The organism is Amycolatopsis camponoti (assembly GCF_902497555.1).
In the GTDB taxonomy this organism is placed as follows: Bacteria; Actinomycetota; Actinomycetes; order Mycobacteriales; family Pseudonocardiaceae; genus Amycolatopsis; species Amycolatopsis camponoti.
Map to the genome: position 1 here is coordinate 379299 of NZ_CABVGP010000001.1, position 26194 is coordinate 405492.

A 26194-nucleotide genomic window follows, 5' to 3' on the forward strand; every position below is an offset into this window, starting at 1 on the left:
CGAACGGTCGTGCTATATTCGGCCGCATGAACGTCGACAGCGTTTACGTGGGGGAACCGAGCGTCCTGGGGTACCGGCGCGAGGCGCCGGTGCTGAGCGGGATCACGAAGGCGCGGGTCACGGCGCCGGAGCTGAACCTGACCGAGCTGAACCTCGACGGCGACCGGCAGGCCGACCTCACCGTGCACGGCGGCCCCGACAAGGCGGTCTACGTCTACCCGGCGGAGCACTACGCGGCCTGGCGCGAGGACGGCTTCGAGGTGGCGACGGCCGACTTCGGCGAGAACCTCTCGCTGTCCGGGCTCACCGAGGACGACGTGCGGATCGGCGACGTCTGGGCCTGGGGTGACGCGCTCGTGCAGGTCTCGCAGCCGCGGTCGCCGTGCTACAAGCTCGCGATGAAGACCGGCCGCAAGGACATCACCCCGGCGATGATCGACTCCCTGCGCAGCGGCTGGTACCTGCGCGTGCTGCGGCCCGGCGTCGTGCCGACGTCAGGCGCGGTCGAGCTGGTCGAGCGCGCGGACGCGCCGACCGTCGCGGAGGTGTACGTCATCTCGTTCGCGAACTACGGGCAGCTGCCGCCGGAGCGCGTCGGGGCGGCGCTGGACTTCGCCGACCGCGTGCTGGCCACGCCGGGGCTGGCGGAGCAGTGGAGCGTGGGCATTCAGTCCACAGTGGACCGCTGGCGGGCGCGGCGTGCCGGTTGACGGCCGGGTCGCCCGCGGCGACGCGACCCGCCGCCTGGTGCTGCGCCGGGCGGTGGACGTCGCGTCGGTGGACGGCCTGGAGGGGCTGTCCCTCGGCCGGCTGGCCACCGAGCTGGAGCTGAGCAAGAGCGGCGTGTTCGCGCTGTTCGGCTCGAAGGAGGACTTGCAGCTCGCGACGGTCGAGGCGGCCTTCGAGATCTTCCGCTCGCACGTCGTGACGCCCGCTTCGGACGTGCCGCCGGGCCTGCCGCGGCTGCGTGCGGTCTGCGAGAACTGGCTGGACTACTCGGAAAAGCGCGTCTTCCCGGGCGGATGCTTCTTCTTCAACGCCGGCGCGGAGTTCGACGCGCGCCCGGGCCGGGTGCACGACGCGGTGGCGGCGGCGAGCAACGCGTTCGCCGAGTTCATCCGCGAGACGGCCGTCGAAGCGGTCGAGCTCGGCCAGGTGGACGCGGACGCGGAAGTGCTGGCGTTCGAGCTGCACGCGCTGGGCCGCGCGGCCAACGCGGACTCGGTGCTCAACGGCGGCACCCACGCGTACGCGCTGGCCAGACGAGCCATCGGTGCGAGACTGTCGTGAGTGAGAAACAGTGTTCTAACACTGTTTCTCACTCACGACCGCTTACTTCCAGTCGACCTGCGGGCTCCGGTAGAAGTCGATGCCCTGGGTCACCCAGCGCGGCGACTGCTTGGCCAGCCGCGCGCGGTAGGCGTCCCAGTTGTGCGTCGACTTCGGGGACCAGCCGATCTCCGCGATGCCGGGCAGCCGCGGGAACGCCATGTATTCGATGTCGTTGCTCGTGCGGATCGTCTCGGTCCACAGCGGCGCCTCGACGCCCGCGACCGACTTCTCGCCGACGCCGGTCACCAGCGACGCGGGATCCCAGTTGTACCCGTCCTTGACCTCGACCAGCGCCGCCCAGTCCTGGCCCAGCGGCGTCTGCTCGGTGTACTTCATGTCCAGGTAGGCGAAGTTCGCCGGCGACATCAGGATCTTGTTGCCCCGGGCCGCGGCGGCCGCGACGGACTCGTTGTCGCCGCCGAAGTCCCAGTACTGCGGGACGGCCGACACCGGCAGGTCCGACTTGGCGATCTCGTGCCAGCCGGTGACCTTCTTGCCGTACTTGGCGACGATCGGCTGCACCTTCCGCTGGAACGTCAGGTAGTCCGCGGGCGGCGTCGCGTGGGCCTCGTCGCCGCCGATGTGCAGGTACTGGCCCGGGGTGATGGCCGCCAGCTCGCGCACGACGTCGTCGACGAACTTGTACGTGGTCGGCGAGGAGATGCACAGCGAGCTGTAGCCGACCTCGGTGTCCGTGCGGACCGGGACGGCCTTGCCGTCGCAGTTCAGTTCCGCGTACGTCGACTGCGCGGCGTTCGTGTGGCCCGGCATGTCGATCTCCGGGATCACCGTGATGTGCCGCGACGCCGCGTACGCGACGATGTCCTTGTACTGCGCCTGCGTGTAGTAGCCGCCCGGGTCGCCGTCGACCGCCGTCTTGCCGCCGACCGTCGCGAGCTTCGGCCAGCTCTTGATCTCGATGCGCCAGCCCTGGTCGTCGGCGAGGTGCAGGTGCAGGGTGTTGATCTTGTACTGGGCGATCTGGTCGATGTACAGCTTGACCTGGTCCGGCTTGAAGAAGTGCCGGGCGACGTCGAGCATCGCGCCGCGCTCGCCGAAGCGCGGGTAGTCGAGGATCGTGCCGCCCGCGACCGTCCACGTCCGGTGCTGGACGCGCTTCGCGTCGATCGCCGACGGCAGCAGCTGCCGCAGCGACTGGACGCCGTCGAAGAGCCCGTCCGCGGTGTTGGCCTTCAAGGAGACGCCGTCGTGGGTGACCTTGAGTTCGTAACCCTCGGTGCCGATCCGGGAGTCGTGGCCCAGCTGCAGCGAGATCGCGGGCAGGCCCCCCGGCCGCGGCACGACCGGCAGCGGGTACCCGGTGGCCGGGCGCAGCAGGCCGCGCAGGTAGTCCGCGACCTGGCCGGCGCCGCGGTCGGCGCTGATGACGGTGAACGGCGTCAGCTTGAAGCCGCCCCGCGGATCGGCCTTCGCCGAGACGGGTGCGGGGACGACGTCGGTCACGCTCCGTTCCGGCGCGGCCGGGGCAGCCACCGCGGCGGCGGGCAGGCCGACTGCCGTCAGACTCACGATCGCCGCGGTCGAGACGGCTCTGGACAAGCGCATCAGGGCACCTCCGGTCGGGGACTCCCTCCCAAAGGTACAGACCAGCCGGTGCATTTGGAACAGCTCTTAACGAAGGGCGGCCCGGATCGCGTCGAGCACGCCGGGGTCCTCGATGGTCGAGGGCACGGCTTCGTCGCGGCCGTCGGCGATCGCGCGCATGGTCTTGCGCAGGATCTTCCCGGACCGCGTCTTCGGCAGCGCGTCCACAATGGACACATCGCGGAACGCGGCGACCGGCCCGATGTCCCGGCGGACCATGGCCACCAGTTCGTCGCGCAGCTGTTCCTCGGGGATGTCCGCACCCGCCTTCAGCACGACGAACCCGCGCGGCAGCTGGCCCTTGAGCTGGTCGGCGACGCCGATGACGGCGCACTCGGCGACGGCCGGGTGCGAGGCCAGCACGGCCTCCATCGAACCCGTCGAAAGCCGGTGCCCGGCGACGTTGATGACGTCGTCGGTGCGGCCCATGACGAACAGGTAGCCGTCTTCGTCGAGGTAGCCGGAGTCGCCGGTCAGGTAGTAGCCGTCGTAGCGGGAGAGGTAGGCCTCGTGGTAACGCTCGTCGTCGCCCCACAGCGTCGGCAGCGAGCCCGGCGGCAGCGGCAGCTTCACCGTGATGGCGCCTTCGCGGCCGGCCGGCAGCTCGTCGCCGGCCTGGTCGAGGATCCGGACGTCCCAGCCGGGGACGGGCTTGGTCGCGGACCCGGCTTTGACCTCCATGGGCTCCAGGCCACGCGGGTTGGCCGCGATCGGCCAGCCGGTCTCGGTCTGCCACCAGTGGTCGATCACCGGCGTGCCGAGCTTCTCGTGCGCCCAGTGGTAGGTCTCCGGGTCGAGCCGCTCGCCGGCCATGAACAGCGTCTTGAACGCCTTGAGGTCGTACTTCTCCAGCTCGCGGGCGTCCGGGTCGACCTTCTTGATCGCCCGCAGCGCGGTCGGCGCGGTGAACAGCGCCTGGACGCCGTGCTCGGCGATGACCCGCCAGAACGCGCCCGCGTCCGGCGTGCCGACCGGCTTGCCTTCGTAGAGCACGGTCGTCGCGCCGGCCAGCAGCGGCGCGTACACGATGTAGGAGTGCCCGACGACCCAGCCGACGTCGGAGGCCGTCCACCAGATGTCGCCGGCGTGGACGTCGTAGACCGCGTCCATCGAGTAGGCGAGCGCGACCGCGTGGCCGCCGGTGTCGCGCACGACGCCCTTCGGCTTCCCGGTGGTCCCGGACGTGTAGAGGATGTAGAGCGGGTCGGTGGCGGCGACCGGCACCGGGTCCGCCGGGGTCGCACCGGCCGCCAGCTCGTCCCAGTCGAGGTCACGGCCGGTCAGCCGGGCCGGGGCCTGCTCGCGCTGCAGCACGACGACGTGGTCCGGCTGGTGCTCGGTCATGCCGAGGGCGCCGTCGATGATCGGCTTGTACTCGACCACCCGCGTCGGCTCGATGCCGCAGGATGCCGCCAGGATGACCTTGGGTTTCGCGTCCTGGATCCGCGCCGCGAGCTCCTTCGGAGCGAAGCCGCCGAAGACCACCGAGTGCACCGCGCCGATCCGCGCGCAGGCCAGCATCGCGATCGCGGCTTCGGGCACCATCGGCAGGTAGACGATGACCCGGTCACCCTTCGTGACCCCCAGGGAGCTGAGCGCACCGGCGAACCGCGCGACCGCGTCCCGCAGCTCTTCGTAGGTGTAGGTGCGTTGCCGTCCGGTCACGGGAGAGTCCCAGATCAGTGCGGCCTGGCCGCCCCGGCCGGCCTCGACGTGCCGGTCGAGCGCGTTGTACGAGGTGTTCAGCTCGGCGTCCGGGAACCACCGGTAGAAGGGTGGGTTCGAGTCGTCCAGGGCCCGTTCCGGCGCCTTCGTCCAGCTGATTTTCCCGGCCGCTTCCAGCCAGAACGCGTCCGGCTCGGTCAGGCTCCGCTGGTAGGCCTCGGAGTACGCACCCATTCCCGCTCCTTCGCGTCGGACGTCCGCTCCGACCCCATCATGACGCGCGGGCGGCGGGCTCGCCGGATTCCGGGCACGCTGAAGACCCGGCAACCTCACGGCGGCCGGCTGCGTCCTAAGCTGGACCGCAGGAAAACGCCGTGTGGCGGTACCAAGCGAATACGGACAGTGAGGGGAGCCCGGCGGTGAACGGACTCGCGAGCGCGTTGCTCTCGCTAGCCCATTCCTTGTTCGGCCCGGGCTTCTGCCCCGGCGACTGGGTCTGGGCCACGAGTGCGGCCGGCGCGCTCGTCGCACTGCTGCCGCCGATCGGCGCGCTGGCCGTGGCGATCATCCGGAAAGGCACCGGCAACCGCTACGACGCGACGACGCTGGGCGTCTTCGCGGCGATCGGGCTGGTCAGCGCGCTCATCCTGCCGTGGCTGCTGTCCAACGGCGTGTCCGGCGTGTTCCGGGCGGAGTTCTCGAACCAGAAGTCCGGCCTGTCCAAGGCGGAGACGGCCACGTTGACCAGCGGCTTCTGCTGGGTGGACAACCAGAAGCAGTACCTGGGCGGGCGGCAGACCGTCTTCGACGTCTTTTCCGCCGGCAGCACCGGTCCCGACGACCTCCCGGTCTTCGTCTACCTGGTGGCCTTCGTCGTGCTCGGCGCCGGTTCGCTGCTGTTCGTGATGCTGCAGGGCCGCACGGCCTTCCGCCGCGGCCCGAAGTGGCCTTCGCGGCTGTTCTGGATCCCGTTCGCCGCGATGCTCGTGTTCAGCGTCGGCATGGAGGCCAACACCGCGCTGCACTTCTTCCTGGGTTTCCTGCCGTTCAGCGTGCTGGGCCTGATCCCGGTCGCGATGGTCGGCCCGCCGCCGTGGTCGGTGATCAACCGGCCGGACGTGCCGCCGCGCCGCGACCAGGAGCCGCAGGGGCCGCCGCCGTCGCAGGTCCAGCCGCGCCCGACCCCGCCGCCGCCTCCGCCACCCCCGGTCAACCGGCCGTACCCGAAGACGGCGCTGGCGGCCGCGCCCGAGCCCCCGCCGATGGCCGGCGCGCTCGCCGCGGCCCCGGGCCCGATCCCGCCGCCGCCCGGCTCGCGCAACGCCGGCGGCAGCCGCTACCGGCGCGTCAAGCAGCTCGGCGCGGGTGGCTTCGGCACGGTCTGGCAGGCCGTCGACACCCAGCTCAACCGCACAGTCGCGCTGAAGATCGCGCACGCGCCGGACCGCGACACCGCCGAGCGCATGCAGCGCGAGGCCCGGGCGCTGGCCGTGGTCAGCCACCCGAACTGCGTCAAGGTGTACGACCTCGCCGAGGAGCCGGACGGGCTCGCGCTGGTGATGGAGTACCTCGAGGGCCGTCCGCTGGCCGAGCTGGTCGACGGCCAGGGCCCGCTCGACGACGTCGCGGCCGGCCGCCTCTGGGCGACGATGGCCGGCGCGTTGGCGGCGGCGCACGACAAGGGCGTCCTGCACCGCGACATCAAGCCGTCGAACGTCATCCTCGACCGGAGCGGCCTGGCCCACCTGATCGACTTCGGCATCGCCCGCAGCCAGGGCGACTCGAAGATGACGGCGACCGGCATGATGATCGGCACGCCCGACTTCGTGGCCCCGGAGCAGGCGATGGGCGCGACGGCGTCCCCGGCGTCGGACGCGTGGCAGCTGGCGGCGACGATCAGCTACGCGCTGTCGGGCCAGCCCCCGCGCGGAACCCGCGAGACCCCGATGGCGGCGTTGATGGCGGCGGCCCGTGCCGAGCCGGTGTCCCGCCTGCCGCAGCGAAGCGCGCACGCTCGCCTGCTGGCGGCTTCGCTGGACCCGGAGCCCCGGCGCCGCCCGACGTTGAACGCGGTGCGGCGTGAGGTCGAGGGTTGGTTGTCGAGGGCGGGGAAGTCGGCCGACGGCCCGGTGACGCGGGTGGTGCCGCGCCAGCCGGGGGGCCAGCTGCCGCGCCGCTAGCCCGGCTTCACGGCCGAGAAGATCAGCAGTTCCCTCGGCCGCACGTCCACGCTGACCTGCGCGAACCCGGCCTTCTCGAGCCGGCCGGGGAACGTCGTCGCGTCGATGACGTTCATCGTGTCGCCGATGTGCAGGAGCCGGAAACGGAAGTTGAGCTGGCCGTCGCTGCCGCAGTACGTGCCGCCCGGGCGCAGGACCCGCGCGGCTTCCGCGAAGATCGCGTCCTGCAGTGCGCGGGTCGGCACGTGGTGCAGCATCGTGAAGCACACGACGGCCGAGAACCGGCGGTCGGCGAAGGGCATCTCCGCGCCGCTGCCCTCGACGACCTCGGCGCGGTCGCCGTACTTCGCCCTCAGCAGCTCGGTCGACGCGGGGTCGATCTCCAGCACCGTCAGCTTCGGGACGGCGTCGAGCAGCACCTTCGTGGTGGCGCCGAACCCGGGCCCGATCTCGAGCACGTCGTCGCCCAGGTCGCGGTCCTTCAGCCACGGCGCCAGGCGTTCCTCGACGGTGGCCGCCCACTTCTCCGAGCTGCAGATCTTGCGGTGGATCAGGTTCATCGGCATGCGTCCGACGCTAGGACGCCCCGTCGGTGACCGGTAGCCGATAGCCTGACACATGATGTCGCGAAACAGCCAAGCCATGCTCCTCGGCGAGGTCGACCTGCCCGCCGGCACCTGGTTCCCGTGGCACGAGCACCCGGTGCACCAGCTGGTCTGGTCGGCCAGCGGAGTCGTCGCGGTCAAGTCCGGCGACGCGGGCTGGGTCCTCCCGCCGACGCGGGCGCTGTGGATGCCCGCGGGCATCCAGCACCGCACGGGCGCGCTCGGCCGGGCGGCGCTGCGCGGCATCTACGCCGACCCCGCGTTGTCCCCGGTGTCGTGGCCGTCGCCGCGGCTGGTCGTGGTCCGGCCGTTGCTGCGCGAGCTCCTGGAGTACCTGACCGGCGACAGCGTGGCCCCGGCGGCGCGGCTGCGCGCCGAGGCCGTGGCGTTCGACCTGCTGGAGCCGTTGGACGTGGTCCCGATCGTGGTGCCGTCCCCGGCCGACCCGCGAGCGCGGGACGTCGAGCGGGCGGTCCTGGCGAACCCGGCGGACCCGCGAAGCCTGGCGGAGTTCGGGCGGGACGTCGGAGCGGCGGAACGGACACTGGCGCGCATCTTCGTCCGCGAGTGCCGGATGCCGTTCGGAACGTGGCGCACGCAGGTGCGGCTGCGGGCGTCGCTGCCGCTGCTGGCCCAGGGAGCGTCGATGGAGACCGTGGCCCACCGGGTGGGGTACAGCTCGGCGAGCGCGTTCGTCGCGGCGTTCCGGCGAGCCGTCGGGGTCACGCCGGGGGCCTACTTCGCGGGCTGAGCCGGCACCAGTACCGCAGCCGCCCGGCGGAGCTGGTGTCCGCGAGGACGCCGCCGTTGCGCTCGATCACGCGCCGCGACGCGTGGTTCTCGGGAGCGCAGGTCAGCAGGACGTCGTCGAGGCCGGCCTCGCGGGCGACCAGCAGGCTCGCCCGCAGCAGCGTGGTGGCGTGCCCGCGCCCTCGTGCGGCCGGCCTGATGTCGTAGCCGAGATGGCCGCCGAACTCGGTCAGCTCGTCGTTGAGCCGCAGGTTGAGCCGGACCCGCCCGAGGTAGTCGTCGCCGTCGGCCCACCAGAGGATTCGGTGCGGAACGCGGTCGCGTCCGAAGGGTGCCTCCCCGCGGAGGCCGGCCTCGCGCATCTCCTCGACCCAGCGCGCGAACGCCGCCGGCTCGGCGAGCAGCTCCGGCCGCAGGTCGGTGTGCAGACCCTCGCGGTGGTACTCCGCCAGCGCGTCGAGGAACGACCGGTGGTGGCGCGGCGCGGGGTCGGCCAGAGCTACCGCCAGGACGGCAGCCAGCGTTCGGCGTCCCACTGGCCCGTGGTGATCGCGACGCCGTTCAGGATCGGCCACAGCCAGGCGAAGTTCGCCACCACCAGGCCCACGTACAACGACACCACGAGCAGACCGGTCCCGCGTCTTTCGAACCCGCGCCGGGCGCTGCCCAGGATCTGGCCCAGGCACAACGTCAACCCGAGCACCAGGAACGCCGCCAACGGCGTCGCGTAGAAGAAGTACATCTGGCGGTCGATGTTGGTGAACCAGAAGACGTACCCGCCGAGGTAGCCCACCAGCACCGCCGCGTAGCGCCAGTCCGCGCGGAACACCGAGCGCCACACCGACCAGCCCAGCATCGGGATCGCCAGCCACCACATCGCCGGCGTGCCGATCAGCATCGTCGCGCTGACGCAGCGGGACTCGCCGCAGCCGGTGACGTCGCCGTCGTAGCTGTAGAGCATCGGGCGCAGCCCCATCGGCCACGTCCACGGCTTCGACTCCCACGGGTGCGGGTTGTCCTTGGGCGTGACCAGCGTTTCGTGGAAGTGCAGGACGTTGCCCGTGTAGTCGGCGAGCGAGCGCAGCGACGCCGGCACCCACGACCAGATGCCCGGCGCGATGTCCTTGATCTCGGTGTAGTGCCGGTCGGTCGCGGTCTCGCTCGCGAACCACGCCCAGTACGCGCTCAGGTACATCAGGAACGGGATGAGCAGGATCGCCCACAGCGCGGGCAGCACGTCCCGGCGGATCGTGCCCAGCCAGGGCCGCTCGACGCCGGCCGCGCGGCGCGCCGCGACGTCGAAGAACACGCACAGCAGCCCGAACGCGACGATGTAGTACAGCGCCGACCACTTGACGCCGAAGGTGAGCCCGATCATCAGCCCGGTCGCGAACCGCCACCAGCGGAAGCCCAGCTTGGGGCCCCACACGGACTCGTTGACCCAGCCCTCGCGGACCGCCGTCGCGAGCCGGGTGCGCACCTGGTCGCGGTCGACGAGCAGGCAGGCGAACGCGGCGAGCACGAACAGCGCGATGAAGATGTCGAGCATGCCCATCCGCGACTGCAGGTGCAGCACGCCGTCGCTGATCACGAGGATGCCGGCGATGCCGCCGAGCAGCGTCGAGCGGGTCAGGCGGCGGGCGACGCGGATGGTCAGGAAGACGATGAGGGTGCCGGCCAGCGCGGGCATGATCCGCCAGCCCCAGCCGTTGTAGCCGAACAGCCATTCGCCGATCGCGATCAGCTGCTTGGCCAGCGGCGGGTGGACGACCAGCTCGTAGCCGTAGTTGTCCTCGTAACCGCCGTTGCGCAGCATCTGCCACGCCTGCGGCACGTAGTGCTTCTCGTCGAAGACCGGGCTGCCCTTGTCCGTCGGCACGCCGAGGTTCTGCAGCCGGACGATGCCGCCGATCACGGTCAGCACGAGGGTGACGACCCAGCCGCGCAGCCGGTCGGTCGGCATGCCGCGGCCGAGCAGGGTCACTTCGCGGTCGGTCGGCGGCCGGAGCGCCTCGACCGGGTCCGGCCGGACGCTTTCGTCGTCGGGACGGGTCAGCACGGCGGTCACGGGGCGATCCTACGGGCGGGACAGGGCGTGCGTCGTCCGGATCCGCTGATCAGCCTAGGCTGGCCCGGTGAGTCCCTCGGTGCTTCCCGGTCGCCTGGTCCTGGCCGCAACCCCGCTCGGCGACGTCCGCGACGCCTCGCCCCGCCTGGCCGAAGCGCTGGCGGAAGCCGACGTCATCGCGGCCGAAGACACCCGCAGGTTCCGCTCGCTGGCGTCGGCGCTGGAGGTGACCCCGCGCGGCCGGGTGGTGAGCTTCTACGAAGACGTCGAGACGGCCCGCCTGCCCAAGTTGCTCGAATCGTTACGCGCGGGCGAGTCGGTGGTGCTGGTGACGGACGCCGGTATGCCCAGTGTGTCCGATCCGGGGTTCCGCTTGGTGTCGGCGTGCGTCGCCGCGGATATCCCGGTCACCTGCCTGCCGGGCCCGTCCGCGGTGACGACGGCGCTCGCTTTGTCCGGTTTGCCGTGCGACCGGTTTTGTTTCGAGGGTTTCGCGCCGCGTAAGCCGGGCGAGCGGACTCGCTGGCTCACGTCGCTTCGGGACGAGCCGCGGACGGCGGTGTTCTTCGAGTCGCCGCACCGGCTGGCGTCGCTGCTGGCGGACGCGGTTTCGGTGCTGGGTGCCGCTCGCCGGGCCGCGGTGTGTCGCGAGCTGACGAAGACCTACGAAGAGGTCAAGCGGGGGAGTCTTTCGGAGCTGGCTTCGTGGGCCGAGGAAGGCGTTCGCGGGGAGATCACGGTGGTGCTGTCCGGGGCCGAGCCGAGGGAGCTGTCCGTGGCGGACCTGGTTTCGGAGGTGGCGGACCGGGTGTCGGCGGGCGAGCGCCTGAAGACCGCGGCGGCGGAGGTCGCGGAGGCGGCCGGAGTGTCCAAAAAGGAGCTTTACGACGCCGTCCTGGCGGCGCGCGCGGGGAAGTAATCCCGGTCACGGCAAGAGATGTCCGTTTTGCCGCAAGTGATCGATGTGAGATCCGAATTAAGCCATTCGGCCGCTACCGCTGCTTTCGATCATCGGTGATCGTGAAGGCGGGCGCGGCCCGGGGTTGTCCCGCCGCGGAGTGAGGGGAATCTTCGCGTGGCTTTCGTGCGTTCTTCGCGGCCGAGATACAGACGTGGCGTGCTTTTCCTGGTGCTGGCCGTGGCCTTCGGAATCTTTCCGGCCACGGCTTTTTTGCGCCCTCCGCCGGCCGCGGCCGACGTCGTCGCGCAAGTCCCGGACACCGCGCCGGACGAGGCCACCGCCGCCCGGTACGCCGGGCAGGCCCGAAAGCGCGTTCAGGTCATGGACCAGACCACCGAGACCGCGGAGACGTTCGCCGACCCCGGCGGCACGATGACGACCACCCGCCACACGCGGCCCGTGCGGGTCAAGCAGGGCAGTGGCTGGGTGACCCCGGACTCGACGCTGGTGCCGAAGGACGGCGTGGTCGCCCCGAAGGCCGCGACGACCGGCATCACGCTTTCCGCGGGCAAGAAGCAGTCGGAGAAGGCCGTGGGCGCGCAGCCCCTGCTGCGCCTGACCCGCGACGGCACGTCGGCCGGGTTCGACTGGCCCGCCGCGCTGCCCGAACCGGTCGTCACCGGCTCGACCGCGACCTATCCGGAGGTCCTGCCCGGCGTCGACCTGCGGGTCCAGGTCGACGTCGACACCGTGCACGAGGTCGTCGTGGTCAAGACGCCCGAGGCGGCGAAGAACGTGGCGACGCTCGGTTTCGGTGTGCCCGTGCAGAACGGCAAGGTGACGAAGGATGCCGACGGCAGCCTCCACGTGCGCGACGCCAAGGGCGCCGAGAAGTTCACCGCGCCGCCCGCGACCATGTGGGACTCGTCGGGCATCGACGTGAGTGACCACGACTTCGTCCGCGGCCCGGCCGCGGGCGGCCGCCAGGCGGCGGTCGGCGTGGATCTCGCCGGGGCGAAGCTCACCCTCACCCCGGACCCGAAGCTGCTGGCCGCCGCCGGCACCGTCTACCCGGTCTACGTCGACCCGACCTGGCACGACAACTACTGCTCCGCGTGTGGGCGCAACCACTACCTGGTCCAGTACGCCTGCGGCTCGGGCAAGACGCCGGGTGACGCGGTGTGGGACAGCGACGACAACCTGCGCGCCGGCTACACCTACGACAGCCGGTCGAGCTGCGCCGGGCACCTGGTCACCGCGCGGTCGTTCGTCGAGATGAACCTCGGCGGGCTCATCGGGAAGACCATCTACGGCGCACAGCTGAACCTCGGCCTGACCAACCCGGGCACCTGCTCGGCGACCAACAACATCGTCTGGTCGGGCGTTATCGGCGCCGGGCTGAGGTTCAACAGCGGCCCGGCCTGGTGGAACACCGTCGCGACGGTCGGCAACCACTGCCCCGCGGACACGAACGTCAGCTTCGACATCACCTCGACCATCGCGACCGCGATCCAGGGCAACTCGCCGACGTGGACGTTCGGCATCGTTTCGCCGAACGAAGGCGACCAGGCGACCTGGAAGCGCTACTCGACGCAGGTCGGTTTCTCGGTCGTCTACAACTCCCCGCCGAACCAGCCGAAGAACCTCGCGATCTTCAACGGGACGCAGTCCTACCCCTGCGTCCAGGGCGCCTCCCGGCCGGTCCTCGGCCCGACCAGCACCGGCTACGTCACCCGGGCCAACGTCTCCGACCCGGACGGCTACCAGCTGGACGCCATGTTCCGCGTCTACAAGGGACTCGTCAGCAAGGGCGGCTACACCTGGGACGGCCGGGACTTCAGCTCGAACAACGTCCTGAGCGACGCGAACCAGGCGAACCGGAACGCGGTCACGACGCTGCCCAAGGACGAGCTGAACGCCGACGGCTTCTACTCGTGGGACGTCCATTCGACGGACGGCAAGGAGGAGGCGTGGGCGGTCCCCTGCGAGGTCGAGGTCGAGCTGACCCCGCCCGCGGCGCCCGGCGTCGCGTCGCAGACGTACCCGTCCGGCGCGTACGGCGGCGGCCCCGGCCGTCCCGGTGACTTCACGTTCACCGCGGCGGGCACAGCGGCCCCGGTCGACCACTACGTCTGGCGGATCGACGACACGGCCGCGCCGAGCTGCGACGGCACCGAGGCCGGCACGGTGAAGCCCCAGGCCCTCAACGGGCCCGGCACCACGGCGATCGCGCCCGGCACCTCGGGACCGCACGTGCTCAGCGCGTGGTCGTGCAACCGGGCGAAGACCCCGTCGAGCCGCATCGACTACGCGTTCACGGTGAAGGACGCCGCGGCTCCGGTCGCGTCCTGGCAGTTCGAGGGCGACGGCCGTTCGCAGGTGACGGGCCTGCGCTACGCGGGTGCCGGCACCGGCACCTTCGCCGCGGGCAAGCTCGGCCAGGCCGCCGTGCTCAGCGGGCAGGCCGGCGACTACTTCGCGACGCCGGCCCGGATCGTCGACACCACGAAGTCGTTCTCCGTCTCGGCCTGGGTGAACGCCGCCGACCTGAACGGCCAGCGGACCGTGCTCTCCCAGGACGGGGACCAGGCCAGCGGGTTCGCCCTGCAGTACCTGAGCACCGGCAAGTGGGCGTTCAGCCTGAGCGGCTCGGACGTCGCCAACCCGGCGGTCACCTCGGCTGTTTCGACGGCCGCACCCGCCGCCGGGACGTGGACCCACCTCACCGGGGTGTACGACGCGACCGCGCACACCGCGGCCCTGTACGTCAACGGTGCCCCGCAGCAGACGGTGTCCGCGACGGCGGCGAACGTGACCGGCCCGCTCGTCCTGGGCGGCGGCAAGTGGGGCGGCGTCCGCACGTACCTGACCAAGGGATCGATCGACGAGGCGGCCGTGTTCGGCCGGGCCCTTTCCGCGGCGGAGGTCGGCACCCTCTCCGGCGCCAACGGCGTTCCCACGGGACTGTCCGCCGCGCGGGAGTACACATTGGACGGTGACACGCGGGACGCCACCGGCACCGAGGGCACCCTCGCGTTCACCGGCCTCCCGTTCGGCCCGGGGTACTCGGACTCGGCGGGGCAGTCCGCCACCGACGACTCGATCGGCCACGGCAGCGGCCAGGCCCTGGTGGGCTCGGGCCCGGGGTACGCGGCGACGTCGTCCCCGGTGGTGGACACCGCGCAGAGCTTCTCGGTGTCGGCCTGGGTGAAGCTGGACAAGCCCGACTTCTACACCCTCGTGGAGCAGGAGGGCACCGCCAACGACTCGTTCCTGCTCAGCTCCTCACCCGACAACGTCGCGTTCGGGATGAGCACCACGGACTCCGTCGGCGACGCGGCCAACTGGCGGTGGGCCGGTACGTCGATCACCCCGTACGCCGGGAAGTGGACGCACCTGACCGGGGAGTACGACTCGGTCGCGGGCAAGGAACGGCTGTACGTCAACGGCGCGCTCGCCTCGGAGACGGTGATCCCCGCGGGCAGCGTGTGGCGCTCGACCGGGCCCCTCGGGATCGGCAAGCTGCCCGGCCGGGCGGCCGGGGCCTTCGCCGGCTCGATCGACCAGGTCCAGGTCTGGGACCGCGCGCTGCCCGCCGCCGAGGTGGCCGGCCTCGCCAACACCGCGGTGCTGCGGGCGAACTACCAGCTCGACGGCACCACGAAGGACTCCGTCAGCGGCGTCACGGGCACGCCGTCCGGGAACTTCCAGATGACGACGGACGAGAACGGCGCGAACGTCGCCCGGTTCCCGTTCGACTGGGGCTCCCAGGTCGAAGGGCCGCGTCCGCAGAACTTCCGCAGCGACCGGAGTTTCACCGCCGAGGCCTGGGTCAAGCACACCTGGACCGCGGCGGACGCGGCGCGGGAGAAGCAGCGTGACCCGTCCGATCCCGGCGGCGTGGACAAGCCCGGCCGGACGGCGCTCGGGGCGAACGGCGCGAACTTCTCGCCGTACCTGCTGGGCTACCGCGGCGTGCAGGACGCGAACGGCACCTGGCACCCCCGCTGGAGCTGGGCGATGTGGATGGCGGAGTCCACGCCGACGACGCCGGTGGCCATCCTGGCGACGCCGGACGTGGACGCGGAGTCGGGCGTCTGGACCCACCTCGCCGGGACCTACGACGCCGTGGCGCACCAGGCCTGCCTCTACGCGACGACGGACGCCTACCAGTACAGCCCGAAGTGCGTCGGCAACGTCGTCGGCTGGAACGGCGCGAGCGACCTCGAGGACCTCTTCCTCGGGCGCGGCCGGTTCAAGGGCCAGGACAGCGACTACTGGTACGGCGACCTGCGTGGCATCCGGGTCTACAGCGGTGTGCTCGACCAGCAGCACATCAACGCCGACGCCATCCTCGACCACCCCTAGTCCAGCCCGACCTTCCCAGAATGGGTGGATCTTCCATGCGCAGAAGTGCCAGATGGGCCCGGTCGGGCCGGCTTTCCCGGGTCACGGCGGCGGTGCTCGCGGTCGTCATGCTCGGCTCCGGCGGGACGGCGGTCGCCGCACCCACCCGGCCCGGCGGTGACTGGACGGTCCCGGCGGGGCAGCAGGAGAAGAGCATCCCGGTGAGCCCGGTGACGACCGGGAAGCTGCCGGACATCAAGATCGGCACGCCGCCCGTCACGCCGCCGGTCTGGCCCGCCGCGAAGGACACCGACGTCGACCTGGCGCCGGCGGCCACGCAGCTGCGCGCCGCCGACACCCCGGTGCGGGTCGGGCGCGCCGCGGCCGCCGCCAAGCCCGCCAAGGTGCACGTCAAGGTCGCCGACCACCGGGCCGCCGAGGCGCTGGGTCTCGACGGCGTGGTCCTGGCGGTCACCGGCGCCACGGACGGCCCGGTCCACGTCGGACTGGACTACAGCGGCTTCGCGAACGCCTTCGGCGGTGGCTGGAGCGACCGGCTCCGGCTGTTCACGCTGCCGGCCTGCGCACTGTCCACACCGGACAAGCCCGAGTGCCGGCAGCGCACGCCGATCGCGGGTTCGGCCAACGACGCCAAGACGAAGCAGGTCACGGCCGACCTCGCGGCCGGCGGCGGGACGCGGGTGCTGGCCGCGGCGGCGACCGCGAGCGGCTCGGCCGGCTCGACCACCGCGATGCCGCTGTCGGCCGCCGGCGACTGGTCCGGCGGCGGTTCGGGTGGCGACTTCTCCTACAGCTACCCGTTCGCGACGCCGAAGGCCCCGAACGGCGCCGCGCCGAACCTCGGGCTGTCCTACTCCTCGGGCAGCATCGACGGCCTGACGTCGGCGACGAACAACCAGGCGTCGTGGATCGGCGACGGCTGGGACTTCACGCCCGGCGGGTTCATCGAGCGCCACTACAAGGGCTGCGGCGAGGACCTGGGCGGCAACAACGGCCAGACGAAGACCGGCGACCAGTGCTGGGGTCCCGACAACGCGTCGCTCGTCCTCGGCGGCCGGTCGACGCAGCTGATCAAGGTCAGCGACACGCTGTGGCGACCGAAGACCGACGACGGCTCCAAGGTGGAGCTCCTGACCGGCGCCACGAACGGCGTCTCCCACGGACAGCACTGGCGCGTCACCACCGGCGACGGCACCCAGTACTACTTCGGCCTCAACCACCTGCCCGGCTGGACCAGCGGCAAGCCCGAGACGCAGTCCGCGTGGACGGTCCCGGTCTTCGGCAACAACGACGGCGAAGACTGCTACAAGGCCGGCGACTTCGCGCACTCGTGGTGCCAGCAGGGGTGGCGCTGGAACCTCGACTACTCGGTCGACCCGCACGGCAACGTCAGCTCGTACTACTACCAGCCGGAGAAGAACTCCTACGGCCTGAACCTGAACGTCACCTCGGCCGGCACGTCCTACGTCGCGGGCGGCTACCCGCTGCGCGTCGAGTACGGCCTGCGGCTCAAGGACGGCAGCGTCTACGGCACCGGCCCGACGAACCAGGTCGTGTTCGACACGGCCGAGCGGTGCATCCCGGACGCTTCCTTCGACTGCGCGCCGGCGAAGCTCACCGCCGCGAATGCGTCGCACTGGCCGGACGTCCCGTTCGACCAGATCTGCGCCGAAGGGGCCACCTGCGACTACGGTGCTCCCGCCTTCTTCACCCGCAAGCGCCTGACCGCGGTCCGCACGCAGTACTTCAGCGGTACCACGCCGAACGACATCGACCGGTGGGACCTCGTGCAGTCCTACCCGGGGTCGGGGGACGCCGCCCCGCCCGCGCCGTGGCTGAACTCGGTCACGCACACCGGGAAGGCCGGGACGCCGATCACCCTGCCGCCCACCGAGTTCGACCGGTACATCTTCCCCAACCGCGTCGACACGCTCGGCGACAAGTACGCGGCGATCACCCGCAGCCGGCTCAAGGAGATCCGGACCGAGACCGGCGGGCGGATCGCCGTCAACTACTCGGCGCAGGACTGCGTGCCGGGCACGAAGATGCCCGCGTCGCCGCAGACGGACAAGTACCGCTGCTTCGCTTCCTACTGGAGCCCGCCCGAGTCGAAGGACCCGGTGCTGGACTGGTTCCACAAGTACGTCGTCACCGACGTCACCGAGGACGACGGGCCGGGTGACTCGGTCCCGGTCGAGACGCACTACTCGTACCCGGCCGACAGCGCGGCCTGGCACTACGACGACAGCCAGTTCACGCCGGACGACCGCCGCACCTGGAACCAGTGGCGCGGCTACAACGTGGTGACGACGTCCATCGGTGCGCCGGGCACGACCCAGACCGTCACGGAATCCCTGTACCTGCGCGGGATGGACGGCGAGGTGGTCACCGACTCCGACAAGGGGACCATCACCGACAAGGACTGGCTGCAGGGGTTCGTGCGCGAGTCCCGGACGTACCTGGCGGACGGCAAGACCGTCGACTCGGCGTCGATCAACGACCCGTGGTCGCGCGGCCCGACCGCGACCAGCGCGGACGGGCGCCTCAAGGGGTACATGACCGACACCCAGGCGGTCCGCGGCCGCATGCTGCTCTCCGACGGGACGACCTACCGCCGGACGCAGGTGAACAAGAAGTTCGACGACCAGGGCATGACGACGCAGGTCGAGGACCTGGGCGACACCTCGACCGCCACCGACGACACCTGCACGAACACGACCTACGTCGCGAACGGCGCCGGGATGTTCGACCGGTCGAGCGCGGTCGTCATGTTCGGCGCGAACTGCGCCGGCACCCAGACGGCGGCGAACAGCATCACCGACGTCCAGGTGGCCTACGACCACCAGGCGGTCGGGGCGCCGCCGACCCAGGGCGACATCACCGAGCAGGACACGCTCGACACGTGGGACGCGACGGGCAAGCACTACGTCGCCACCGCGAAGAGCAGCTACGACGACCTCGGCCGCGAGACCGAGTCGACGGACGTGTTCGGCAACCTGACCAAGACCGGCTTCACCCCGGCGACGGGCGGTCCGGTCACCCAGATCAAGACGACCAACCCGCTCGGCTGGACGTCGACCACGACGCTCGAGCCCGCGCGCGGCAACCCGACGACCTCGGCCGACGTCAACGGCGTCACGACGGACATCGACTACGACGCGCTGGGCCGGAAGACGTCGGTCTGGAACCCGGGCCGGACCCGGAGCCAGGCGGCGAGCGCGACCTTCGAGTACGGCGAGAGCAAGACCGGCCCGGTCTACGTGCGCACGCGGACTTTGCAGGACACGAACGCCTACACGGACGCGTACACGATCTACGACCACCTCGGCCGGACCCGGCAGACCCAGGTCCCGGCGCAGGGCGGCGGCCGGATCCTTTCCGACACCCTGTACGACTCGCGCGGGCTGCAGTTCAAGACGAACGCGCCGTTCTACAACGACGCGTCGGGCCCGAACGCCACCCTGGTCGGGGCGGCCGACAACACGATGATGGCGCAGACCGTCACCGAGTTCGACCGGCGGGCGCGGCCCACGGCGTCGATCCTGATGTCGAAGAGCGTCGAGCAGTGGCGGACGACGACCCGCTACGACGGCGAGAAGACCACGACGATCCCGCCCGCGGGCGGCTCACCGTCCACAGTGGTCACCGACGCGCAGGGGCAGACCGTCCAGCGGCTGCAGTACACCAACGGTTACACGGCGGGCGGGACGAACCCGGCCGACGTCACGACGTACGCGTACAACGCCGCCGGCGCGCAGACGTCCGTGCAGGACTCCTCGGGCAACGTCTGGTCGACCAAGTACGACCTGCGCGGCCGCAAGGTCGAGCAGAACGACCCGGACGCGGGCAAGTCGACCACCACGTACGACCAGGCCGGCCAGGTCAAGACCACGACGGACGCGCGCGGGCAGACGCTGGCCTTCACCTACGACACCCTCGGCCGGAAGGTCCGCGAGAACAAGGACTCCGACACCGGGACCCTGCTGGCGTCGTGGGCCTACGACACGGTCGCGCACGGGCTGGGCCTGCCGGCGTCGTCGACCCGCTGGGACGGCACGGACGGCTACACGAACCGGGTCGTCGCCTACGACGCGTTCAGCAGGCCGACCAAGACCGCCGTCGACATCCCGCAGAAGGAGGACGCGCTCAAGGGCACCTTCGAGTTCTCGACGAAGTACACGGCGACCGGCGCGATCGCGGAGACCGTGAGCCCGGCGGCCGGGAACCTGCACCAGGAGCACGTCGTCCACGGCTACACGGACCTGGGCCTGGCGTCGACGACCTACGCGCTCGACTCTACGACCGGCGCGCGCACGGACCTGGTGTCGGCCACCGGGTACACGTCGCTCAACGAGATGTCGACGCTGCAGCTGGACGGCGCCACCTCGATCTCGAACGTCGGCATCACCCAGACCTACGACGAGGTGACCCGGCGGGCGCAGACCACGACGGTCAGCCGTGAGACGCAGATCGGCGCCGAGCTGTCGAAGCGGACCTACAGCTACGACCCGGCGGGCAACGTCCGGAAGATCGCGGACACGCCCGCCGGCGCGGCGGCGGACATCCAGTGCTTCGACTACGACTACCTGCAGCGGATGACGGACGCGTGGACGCCGTCGTCGGGTGACTGCTCGACGGCGAAGTCGGCGTCGGCCCTGAACGGCGCGGCGCCGTACTGGAACACGTACACGTTCGACAAGACCGGCAACCGCAAGACGCAGGTCGAGCACAAGCCGGCCGGCGACGTGACGACCACGTACAACTACCCGGCCTCGGGCGCGACCGCGGTCCGGCCGCACGCCCTGCAGGGCACGAACGCGGCGGGCCCGACCGGCACGGCGACGACGGGGTACACCTACGACGAGGCGGGTTCGGTCAAGACCCGCGACGTCGGCGGCAACACGCAGACGTACACGTACGACGCCGAAGGTCACACGGCGAAGGAGACGGACCCGGCGGGTTCCAGTTCGTACGTCTACGACGCGGACGGCAACCGCCTGATCGCCCACGACCCGACGGGCTCGACGCTGTCGATCGGCGACCTGGAGATCATCCAGGCGGCGGGCACACAGGCGGCGACGGCGATCCGCTACTACTCCCACGGCGGCGCGCAGATCGCGGAGCGGGCGGGGTCGGCGGGGCTGAAGTGGATGCTGGGCGACCTGCACGGCACGAACGGGCTGTCGATCACGCAGGGGACGCTGCAGCCGAACCAGCGGTACACGGACCCGTTCGGCAACGTCCGCGCGCAGACGTCGACGTGGCCGGACAAGCACGGTTTCGTCGGGGGCTACCAGGACACAACGGGCTTGACGCACCTCGGTGCGCGTGATTACGACCCGACGACGGGGCGGTTCACGAAGGCCGACCCGGTGCTGACGCCGGATCTGCCGCAGACGCTGAACGCGTACGCGTACGCGAACAACTCACCGGTGACGGAGTCGGACCCGTCGGGCTTGTCGGCGTGCCACAGCATGGGTTCGGACGGCTTGCTGTGCAACGCGGGAACGCCGCAGGCCGAGGGGTGTTCGTGGAACCCGAGCTGCAACGTCCAGGGACACCACACGCAGCAGGAGATCGACAAGCACAACGGCAAGTACGCGCGTGACGAAGCGATCCGCAACTCCGGCATCAGCCAGGCGGCGTACCAGGACGCGCAGGCGGTGGTGAAGAAGTCCAAGTGGGACGTCTTCGTCGAAGCGGCGGGCGAGCTGGTCAAGGGCCTGATCGGCTGGGACGACATCAAGGACTGCGTGACGCAGGGAGCGTTCGGCGCGTGCGTCCGGACGGTCATCAACTTCATCCCGTGGGGCAAGATCCTGAAGGCCGGCGAGATCATCGCGGACTTCTGGAAGGGCGCGAAGGCCCTCATCACGTTCGGCAAGGAGGTCGAGAAGGCCGAGAAGGTCATCGTCGACACGGAGAAGGTCCTGGTCGACGCGGACAAGGCGGCCAATGCGGCGGCGGATGCGGAGCGGGCTGCGTCGGAGGTGGCCCACGGGGCCGAGGAAGCCAAGGGAGCGGAGAGCGGCGCTTCGTGCGCGTTGCACAGTTTTGTCGCGGGGACGCTGGTGCTGCTGGCGGACGGCACGACGAAGCCGATCGACCAGGTCCACGACGGCGACGTGGTCGCGACGACGGATCCTTCGACGGGTGCGGTCGAGCAGCACAAGGTGGTGGGCACGCTCGTCCACAGTGACGAGGAGGAGCGCACCGAGGTCACTCTCGATTCGGGCGGGACTCTGGTCGCGACGGACTGGCACCCCATCTGGGTGGAAGAGGCCGGGGACTGGGTCGCGATCGGATCGCTGGTCCCGGGTGAGCACCTACACTCGGCTGATGGTCGGTCGGTCGAGGTCAAGTCGGTTCGCCACTTCAGGCAGCAGGCGCCGGTCTACGACCTCACGGTGGATTCAGTCCACGACTACTACGTGGGCGCCGGCGCGGTCGCGGTGCTGGTCCACAACTGCGGCGGCAAAGAGGCAGCCGAGGAGTTTCGTGCGAACGCCAACAACGGGCAGGGCGTCTCGCACACGAAGAATATTGCGGTCGCAGACCATGAAATCAACGGGTCCTCGGGGCAGTTGGTAGGAGTCAGTGGAAAACACACCCATCCCGGGTCAACCTCGATGCCGCCGGTGCGGCAGTTCAACCCGGGAACTCGCCCCTTCGACTCCGAAACCAAGATCTTCGAAACCTATGCGGCCAGCTTGCCGCGTAATGCCACTGGTACGATCAAGCTTTATTCGGAACGGGAGATCTGTGCGAGTTGTCGCGGTGTCATTGCGCAGTTCAGAGATATGTTCCCTGGTATCAAGGTGAGTACTTCGTGGGGTTGATGATGGGCGAAATCGAAGAAATCGCATCAGTTTTGCGGGAACGTTATGGTCACGGTGAAGTGGTGGGAATCTCGCCGGATGAGGTAGAAGAGGTCCGAGTCCGGCAAGGTGTCGAAGAGCTGCCTCTGGAGTATCGACGATTTCTTGCGCTGATGGGCCGACGTGCGGGAGGAATGCTCGTCGGAACGGATATATTTTATCCCGCGATTTTACCGCTGAAAGACTCCTTGGACGACTTTCCGGTCGTACGCGATCTTATCTCTTCGGTTCCGGGGTCGCTTGTCCTTGGCATGCACCAGGGCTATCAGGTCTACGTGGTCACCGATGTCGGTTCATCCGATCCCAAGGTTCTGATGTACGAAGAAGATGAAGACGCCCCGGTCTCGGAGTGGGATTCGTTCACGGATTTTCTTCGTTCGGAAATGGCGCAATTGGACTAATGGCCGGCTGGTGAGCGGTCACGTCAGCAACGCGGTCACCGCGGCATGCGCCTTCTCCGCATCAGGCGCATCCCCGGTGATGACGTCCGTGTACACGAACGACTCCCCGATCCGCACCAGCAGATAAGCCAGATCCGGTACCGGCAACGGCGGCTCCAGCCGCCCGGCCGCGACCTCCGAGGTCAGCAGCTTCGAAAGCTCAGCCGTGGTCCGCTGCTGGCAAACGCTTGCGCGCGTCGTCAACAGCCGCAACGCCCGTTCCGGCTCCCGGCGCAAGAAATTCCGAAAAGGCGGCGACTCGTTCGCGAACCGGACATACCCGCTCACGAAGTCGGCCACCCCGGCCGCCCCGCGGCCGGCGCACGAAGGCAACAGCCGGGCGATCGACGCGGCGGACAGCGACCAGAGGATCTCGCCCAGCAGCAGATCCCGGGATCCCACCCGGCGGTGCAGCGTCGCGCGGCTGATCGAGAGCGCCTCCGCCAGCTCGCCCATGTCCACCCGTCGGCCGGCCAGGAACCAGTCGCGGGCCAGGTCGAACGCAGCCGAGTGAGACATATGTCAGAATGTCTCACATCGAGCGGCGGACGGCGAGAGGGACAGCGAAATGCGTGCAGTGCAGGTGACCGAGTTCGGCGGACCCGAGGTGCTCACCCCCGTCGAGCTGCCCGATCCCGTGGCCGGCCCCGGTGAGGTGCTCATCGACGTCGACCGCATCGGCGTCAACTACGCCGACACGCACCAGGCTGAAAACTCCTACCTCGCGCCGTCCAAGCTGCCGCTCGTCCCCGGTGGTGAAGTGGTCGGGACAAGCGGAGGCAAGCGCGTCGTCGCCCTGCTCAACGGCGGTGGCGGGTACGCCGAGAAGGCCGTCGCGCCCGCGGCGACCACCTTCCCCGTGCCCGACGGCATCGACGACCTCACCGCGCTGTCCATGCTGGTCCAGGGCGCCACCGCCTGGGTCCTGCTCAAGAAGAACGCCCACCTCGAGAAGGGCGAGTCCGTCGTCGTGCACGCGGCCGCCGGGGGTGTCGGGACCATCGCCGTTCAGCTCGCCAAGGCCTGGGGTGCCGGCCGCGTCATCGCCACCGCCAGCAGCGACGAGAAGCGCGCCCTCGCGCTCGAACTGGGCGCCGACGTCGCCGTCGACTCGCGCGCCGAGGACATGACCGCCACCCTGATCGAGGCCAACAACGGACGCCGCGTGGACGTTGTGCTCGACATGGTCGGCGGTACGACCACCGACCAGAGCATCGCCGCGCTCGCGCCGTTCGGCCGGCTCGCCTTCTACGGCATGGCCGGACGGGAGAACCCCAAGCCGGTCGAGATGCGCAACCTCCTCGGCCACAGCACCACGATCAGCGGCATGTGGCTGCCGCACGTCTTCCGCCTGCCCGGCAACGTCTTCGGGACCGCGCTGAACGAGCTGTTCGACCTCGTCCTGAAGGGCAAGCTCAAGGCCATCCCCGGCGGCGAGTTCGGACTCTCCGACGCCCGCGGCGCGCACGAGGCCCTGCGCTCCCGCAAGACCGTCGGCAAGCTACTGCTCGACCCCGGCGAGTAGGCGTTCCAGGGGTGCCGCCTTGTGCAGGCACTCCTGCCACTCCGCCTCCGGGTCCGAATCCGCCGTGATCCCGCCGCCGACACCGAGGGAGATGGCGCCGGAGGCGATTTCGAACGTCCGGATCGCGACGTTCAGTTCCAGCCCCGCCGCCGGGGACAGCAGTCCGATCGCTCCGGTGTAGACCCCGCGTCCGCAGGGCTCCAGCTCGCCGATCAGGTCCAGCGCGCGGATCTTCGGCGCACCGGTCACCGAGCCCGGCGGGAACGTCGCGGCCAGCAGTTCGGCGTCGGACACCGAAGGGCGCAGTACCCCCGTCACCGTCGAGTCCAGGTGCCAGACCCCCGGCGCCGGGCGAACACGCAGCAGCGACGGCACCGCCACGGTCCCCACCTCGCACACCCGGCCGAGGTCGTTGCGCACCAGGTCGGTGATCATGACGTTCTCCGCGACGTCCTTGGCGGACCGGCGCAGCAGCACGGCGTTCCCGTCGTCGGCCGGGCCACGCCGGGGGAGCGTCCCCTTGATCGGCGTCGACCGCACCGCCCGGCCGTGCCGCGCGAGGAACAGCTCCGGCGAGAACGACACCACCGACCCCCACGGCCCCGCGACGAACGCCGCCCGGCGCGGATCCAGCGAAGCCACCCCGGCCGCGAACAGCGCCTCGGGCGAGCCGGAGAACGCACCCGTGAACCGGCTGCAGATGTTCGCCTGGAACAGTTCCCCGGCTTCGATCGCGTGCACGCACGCCTTCACCGCGTCCCGGTGCTCCGAGGGCAGCGGACGCCGCAGCGGCCCGGCCTCCCAGGAGAGATCGGGCGGCGGAGAAGAAAGCAGCGACTCCATTGTGGACATCGAAGGCCCGCCGCCGTCCAGGGACTCCAGGAAACAGGTGCCCGAGGACGACCACCGCAGCACGTGGTCCGCCCAGCCCCACGCGGCCGACGGCAGGGTGCCCGTGCGGCCGGACGGGTCCGCCAGGTCGTAGGAGAGATAGCCGAACCAGCCGCCGCCGATCACGCCCGGCGGTGCGGGCACCGGCGAAACCGGCGGCAGCTCGCCGGGCGAAACGGCGAGCGAAGGCGCGATCACCGCACTCGAAGAAAACCACTCGCCCGACAGCATCGCGGGCGGCGGCAGCCCTCGGGCGGCGTTGTGGTGAGCGAGTACCGAAAAAGCACGCGACGGCGTCACCTTCGTCCGAAGTGCCCTGCTCGTCACGCGCATGGCGTCATATCACCACACGTCAGAGCAGAAGGTCACCCAATGTGAACGGGTACACGACGGCGTTCTGCTCCACCGGCCCGTCGACGCCCGGCACGTCCGGCGCGTACGCGTGCTGGTGCACGCCGAGCCGCGAGTGGAACCAGCCGGCCCGGCCCGGGATGCCGTTGTGCCGGATCAGCCACAGCACCACTTCGGAGTCGGCCCAGCGGTCCGGGTGCAGCCGGTGCTGCCAGCAGTCGTAGTCGGCGTAGATCAGCACGCGCTCGATCCGCGCCGCCTGCCGGACGTACTTGATCCACGCCTTGATGAACCGGTCGTCGACGCTCGGGGCCGCCACCTCCAGCGCCGGCGCCAGCGACCCGGGCGCGAAGGCGCCGAGCCGGCTGGCCGTCCGCACGAAGTGGTCGGCCTGGTCGTGCACCGCGCCGGGCCGCGCGTAGTGCCGGCCTCCGACGTGCAGCCCGGCTTCCTGCGCCCCGGTCAGGTTGCGCTCCGCGGCGGAGCTGCTCCAGTTGACGTTCTCGCTGACCGTCACCGAGACGAACCGGGTCTGCGCGCCGCGCACGGCCTGCCAGTCGGCGACGTGCTCGCGGTGGGACAGCGAGATGCCGAGTTCGGCTTCCGGCTCCGTCACAGTCCGCCCCCGGCGCGTA

Annotated in this window: 17 protein-coding genes; 9 read left to right on the forward strand and 8 right to left on the reverse strand. The window is 70.5% G+C overall.

Features of this window, described 5'->3' with window-relative positions:
- Positions 1 to 26: 26 nt before the first annotated feature.
- Positions 27 to 710 (forward strand): MOSC domain-containing protein, encoded by a 684-nt coding sequence (locus tag AA23TX_RS01890; RefSeq protein ID WP_155540871.1) that lies wholly within the window; start codon positions 27 to 29, stop codon positions 708 to 710.
- On the forward strand, positions 700 to 1290 hold the full coding sequence (locus AA23TX_RS01895) for a TetR/AcrR family transcriptional regulator (protein WP_155540872.1): 591 nt from the start codon (positions 700 to 702) through the stop codon (positions 1288 to 1290). The genes AA23TX_RS01890 and AA23TX_RS01895 overlap by 11 nt, the downstream gene beginning before the upstream one ends.
- Before the next feature lie 42 nt (positions 1291 to 1332).
- On the opposite strand, the gene AA23TX_RS01900 is transcribed toward AA23TX_RS01895, so the two are convergent.
- Both AA23TX_RS01900 and AA23TX_RS01905 read right to left on the reverse strand, forming a co-directional pair.
- Positions 1333 to 2898 (reverse strand): beta-N-acetylhexosaminidase, encoded by a 1566-nt coding sequence (locus AA23TX_RS01900; RefSeq protein WP_155540873.1) that lies wholly within the window; start codon positions 2896 to 2898, stop codon positions 1333 to 1335.
- A gap of 66 nt (positions 2899 to 2964) precedes the next feature.
- The gene (locus tag AA23TX_RS01905) at positions 2965 to 4836 is read right to left on the reverse strand and encodes a propionyl-CoA synthetase (protein WP_155540874.1); all 1872 of its coding nucleotides are present in this window, start codon (positions 4834 to 4836) and stop codon (positions 2965 to 2967) included.
- Between the two features lie 185 nt (positions 4837 to 5021).
- Between AA23TX_RS01905 and AA23TX_RS01910 the strand changes: the two genes are divergently transcribed.
- The gene (locus tag AA23TX_RS01910; protein ID WP_155540875.1) at positions 5022 to 6782 is read left to right on the forward strand and encodes a serine/threonine-protein kinase; all 1761 of its coding nucleotides are present in this window, start codon (positions 5022 to 5024) and stop codon (positions 6780 to 6782) included.
- On the opposite strand, the gene AA23TX_RS01915 is transcribed toward AA23TX_RS01910, so the two are convergent.
- Positions 6779 to 7348, reverse strand: a complete 570-nt coding sequence (locus tag AA23TX_RS01915; protein ID WP_155540876.1) for a class I SAM-dependent methyltransferase — start codon at positions 7346 to 7348, stop codon at positions 6779 to 6781. The genes AA23TX_RS01910 and AA23TX_RS01915 overlap by 4 nt on opposite strands.
- A gap of 76 nt (positions 7349 to 7424) precedes the next feature.
- On the opposite strand from AA23TX_RS01915, the gene AA23TX_RS01920 reads away from it, so the two are divergent.
- A complete protein-coding gene (locus AA23TX_RS01920) occupies positions 7425 to 8138 on the forward strand; it encodes an AraC family transcriptional regulator (protein ID WP_155544192.1) in 714 nt (237 codons plus the stop codon).
- Here the strand turns inward: AA23TX_RS01920 and AA23TX_RS01925 are convergent.
- Entirely contained in the window at positions 8110 to 8673 is a 564-nt protein-coding gene (locus AA23TX_RS01925; RefSeq protein ID WP_155540877.1) for a GNAT family N-acetyltransferase, read from the reverse strand. The genes AA23TX_RS01920 and AA23TX_RS01925 overlap by 29 nt on opposite strands.
- Positions 8637 to 10205 carry a dolichyl-phosphate-mannose--protein mannosyltransferase gene (locus AA23TX_RS01930; protein WP_155540878.1) on the reverse strand — a complete coding sequence of 523 codons (1569 nt, stop codon included), beginning with the start codon at positions 10203 to 10205 and terminating at the stop codon, positions 8637 to 8639. Before AA23TX_RS01930 ends, AA23TX_RS01925 begins: the two co-directional genes overlap by 37 nt.
- Before the next feature lie 79 nt (positions 10206 to 10284).
- Here AA23TX_RS01930 and rsmI point away from each other — a divergent pair, with 79 nt between their 5' ends.
- The 4 genes from rsmI to AA23TX_RS01950 all read left to right on the forward strand — a co-directional run bounded on the left by rsmI (position 10285) and on the right by AA23TX_RS01950 (position 22753).
- Positions 10285 to 11124: a 16S rRNA (cytidine(1402)-2'-O)-methyltransferase gene (gene rsmI, locus AA23TX_RS01935; RefSeq protein WP_155544193.1), complete on the forward strand. Its 840-nt coding sequence runs from the start codon at positions 10285 to 10287 to the stop codon at positions 11122 to 11124.
- 198 nt (positions 11125 to 11322) lie between these two features.
- Entirely contained in the window at positions 11323 to 15474 is a 4152-nt protein-coding gene (locus AA23TX_RS01940) for a LamG-like jellyroll fold domain-containing protein (protein ID WP_155540879.1), read from the forward strand.
- Between the two features lie 35 nt (positions 15475 to 15509).
- Positions 15510 to 22313, forward strand: coding sequence for an RHS repeat-associated core domain-containing protein (locus tag AA23TX_RS01945; RefSeq protein ID WP_155540880.1), 6804 nt, complete (start codon positions 15510 to 15512; stop codon positions 22311 to 22313).
- Positions 22313 to 22753: an SMI1/KNR4 family protein gene (locus AA23TX_RS01950; RefSeq protein ID WP_338422502.1), complete on the forward strand. Its 441-nt coding sequence runs from the start codon at positions 22313 to 22315 to the stop codon at positions 22751 to 22753. Before AA23TX_RS01945 ends, AA23TX_RS01950 begins: the two co-directional genes overlap by 1 nt.
- Before the next feature lie 18 nt (positions 22754 to 22771).
- Here AA23TX_RS01950 and AA23TX_RS01955 read toward each other — a convergent pair whose 3' ends face one another.
- Positions 22772 to 23248, reverse strand: coding sequence for a QsdR family transcriptional regulator (locus AA23TX_RS01955; protein ID WP_241867106.1), 477 nt, complete (start codon positions 23246 to 23248; stop codon positions 22772 to 22774).
- Between the two features lie 112 nt (positions 23249 to 23360).
- On the opposite strand from AA23TX_RS01955, the gene AA23TX_RS01960 reads away from it, so the two are divergent.
- Positions 23361 to 24317: a quinone oxidoreductase family protein gene (locus AA23TX_RS01960; protein WP_155540883.1), complete on the forward strand. Its 957-nt coding sequence runs from the start codon at positions 23361 to 23363 to the stop codon at positions 24315 to 24317.
- Here the strand turns inward: AA23TX_RS01960 and AA23TX_RS01965 are convergent.
- Together AA23TX_RS01965 and AA23TX_RS01970 are read right to left on the reverse strand one after the other, a co-directional pair.
- Entirely contained in the window at positions 24294 to 25541 is a 1248-nt protein-coding gene (locus AA23TX_RS01965; RefSeq protein WP_155540884.1) for an aminodeoxychorismate synthase component I, read from the reverse strand. The two genes, AA23TX_RS01960 and AA23TX_RS01965, sit on opposite strands and share 24 nt — an antisense overlap.
- A 19-nt stretch (positions 25542 to 25560) precedes the next feature.
- Positions 25561 to 26175, reverse strand: a complete 615-nt coding sequence (locus AA23TX_RS01970) for a glycoside hydrolase family 25 protein (protein WP_155540885.1) — start codon at positions 26173 to 26175, stop codon at positions 25561 to 25563.
- Between the last annotated feature and the right edge of the window lie 19 nt (positions 26176 to 26194).

Bases quoted from the DNA above. Each gene is read 5' to 3' on its own strand.
- AA23TX_RS01890 (WP_155540871.1), top strand. From the start codon at position 27: ATGAACGTCGACAGCGTTTACGTGGGGGAACCGAGCGTCCTGGGGTAC.
- AA23TX_RS01900 (WP_155540873.1), bottom strand. From the start codon at position 2,898: ATGCGCTTGTCCAGAGCCGTCTCGACCGCGGCGATCGTGAGTCTGACG.
- AA23TX_RS01905 (WP_155540874.1), bottom strand. From the start codon at position 4,836: ATGGGTGCGTACTCCGAGGCCTACCAGCGGAGCCTGACCGAGCCGGAC.
- AA23TX_RS01915 (WP_155540876.1), bottom strand. From the start codon at position 7,348: ATGCCGATGAACCTGATCCACCGCAAGATCTGCAGCTCGGAGAAGTGG.
- AA23TX_RS01920 (WP_155544192.1), top strand. From the start codon at position 7,425: ATGCTCCTCGGCGAGGTCGACCTGCCCGCCGGCACCTGGTTCCCGTGG.
- AA23TX_RS01945 (WP_155540880.1), top strand. From the start codon at position 15,510: ATGCGCAGAAGTGCCAGATGGGCCCGGTCGGGCCGGCTTTCCCGGGTC.
- AA23TX_RS01950 (WP_338422502.1), top strand. From the start codon at position 22,313: ATGATGGGCGAAATCGAAGAAATCGCATCAGTTTTGCGGGAACGTTAT.
- AA23TX_RS01955 (WP_241867106.1), bottom strand. From the start codon at position 23,248: ATGGGCGAGCTGGCGGAGGCGCTCTCGATCAGCCGCGCGACGCTGCAC.
- AA23TX_RS01960 (WP_155540883.1), top strand. From the start codon at position 23,361: ATGCGTGCAGTGCAGGTGACCGAGTTCGGCGGACCCGAGGTGCTCACC.
- AA23TX_RS01965 (WP_155540884.1), bottom strand. From the start codon at position 25,541: ATGCGCGTGACGAGCAGGGCACTTCGGACGAAGGTGACGCCGTCGCGT.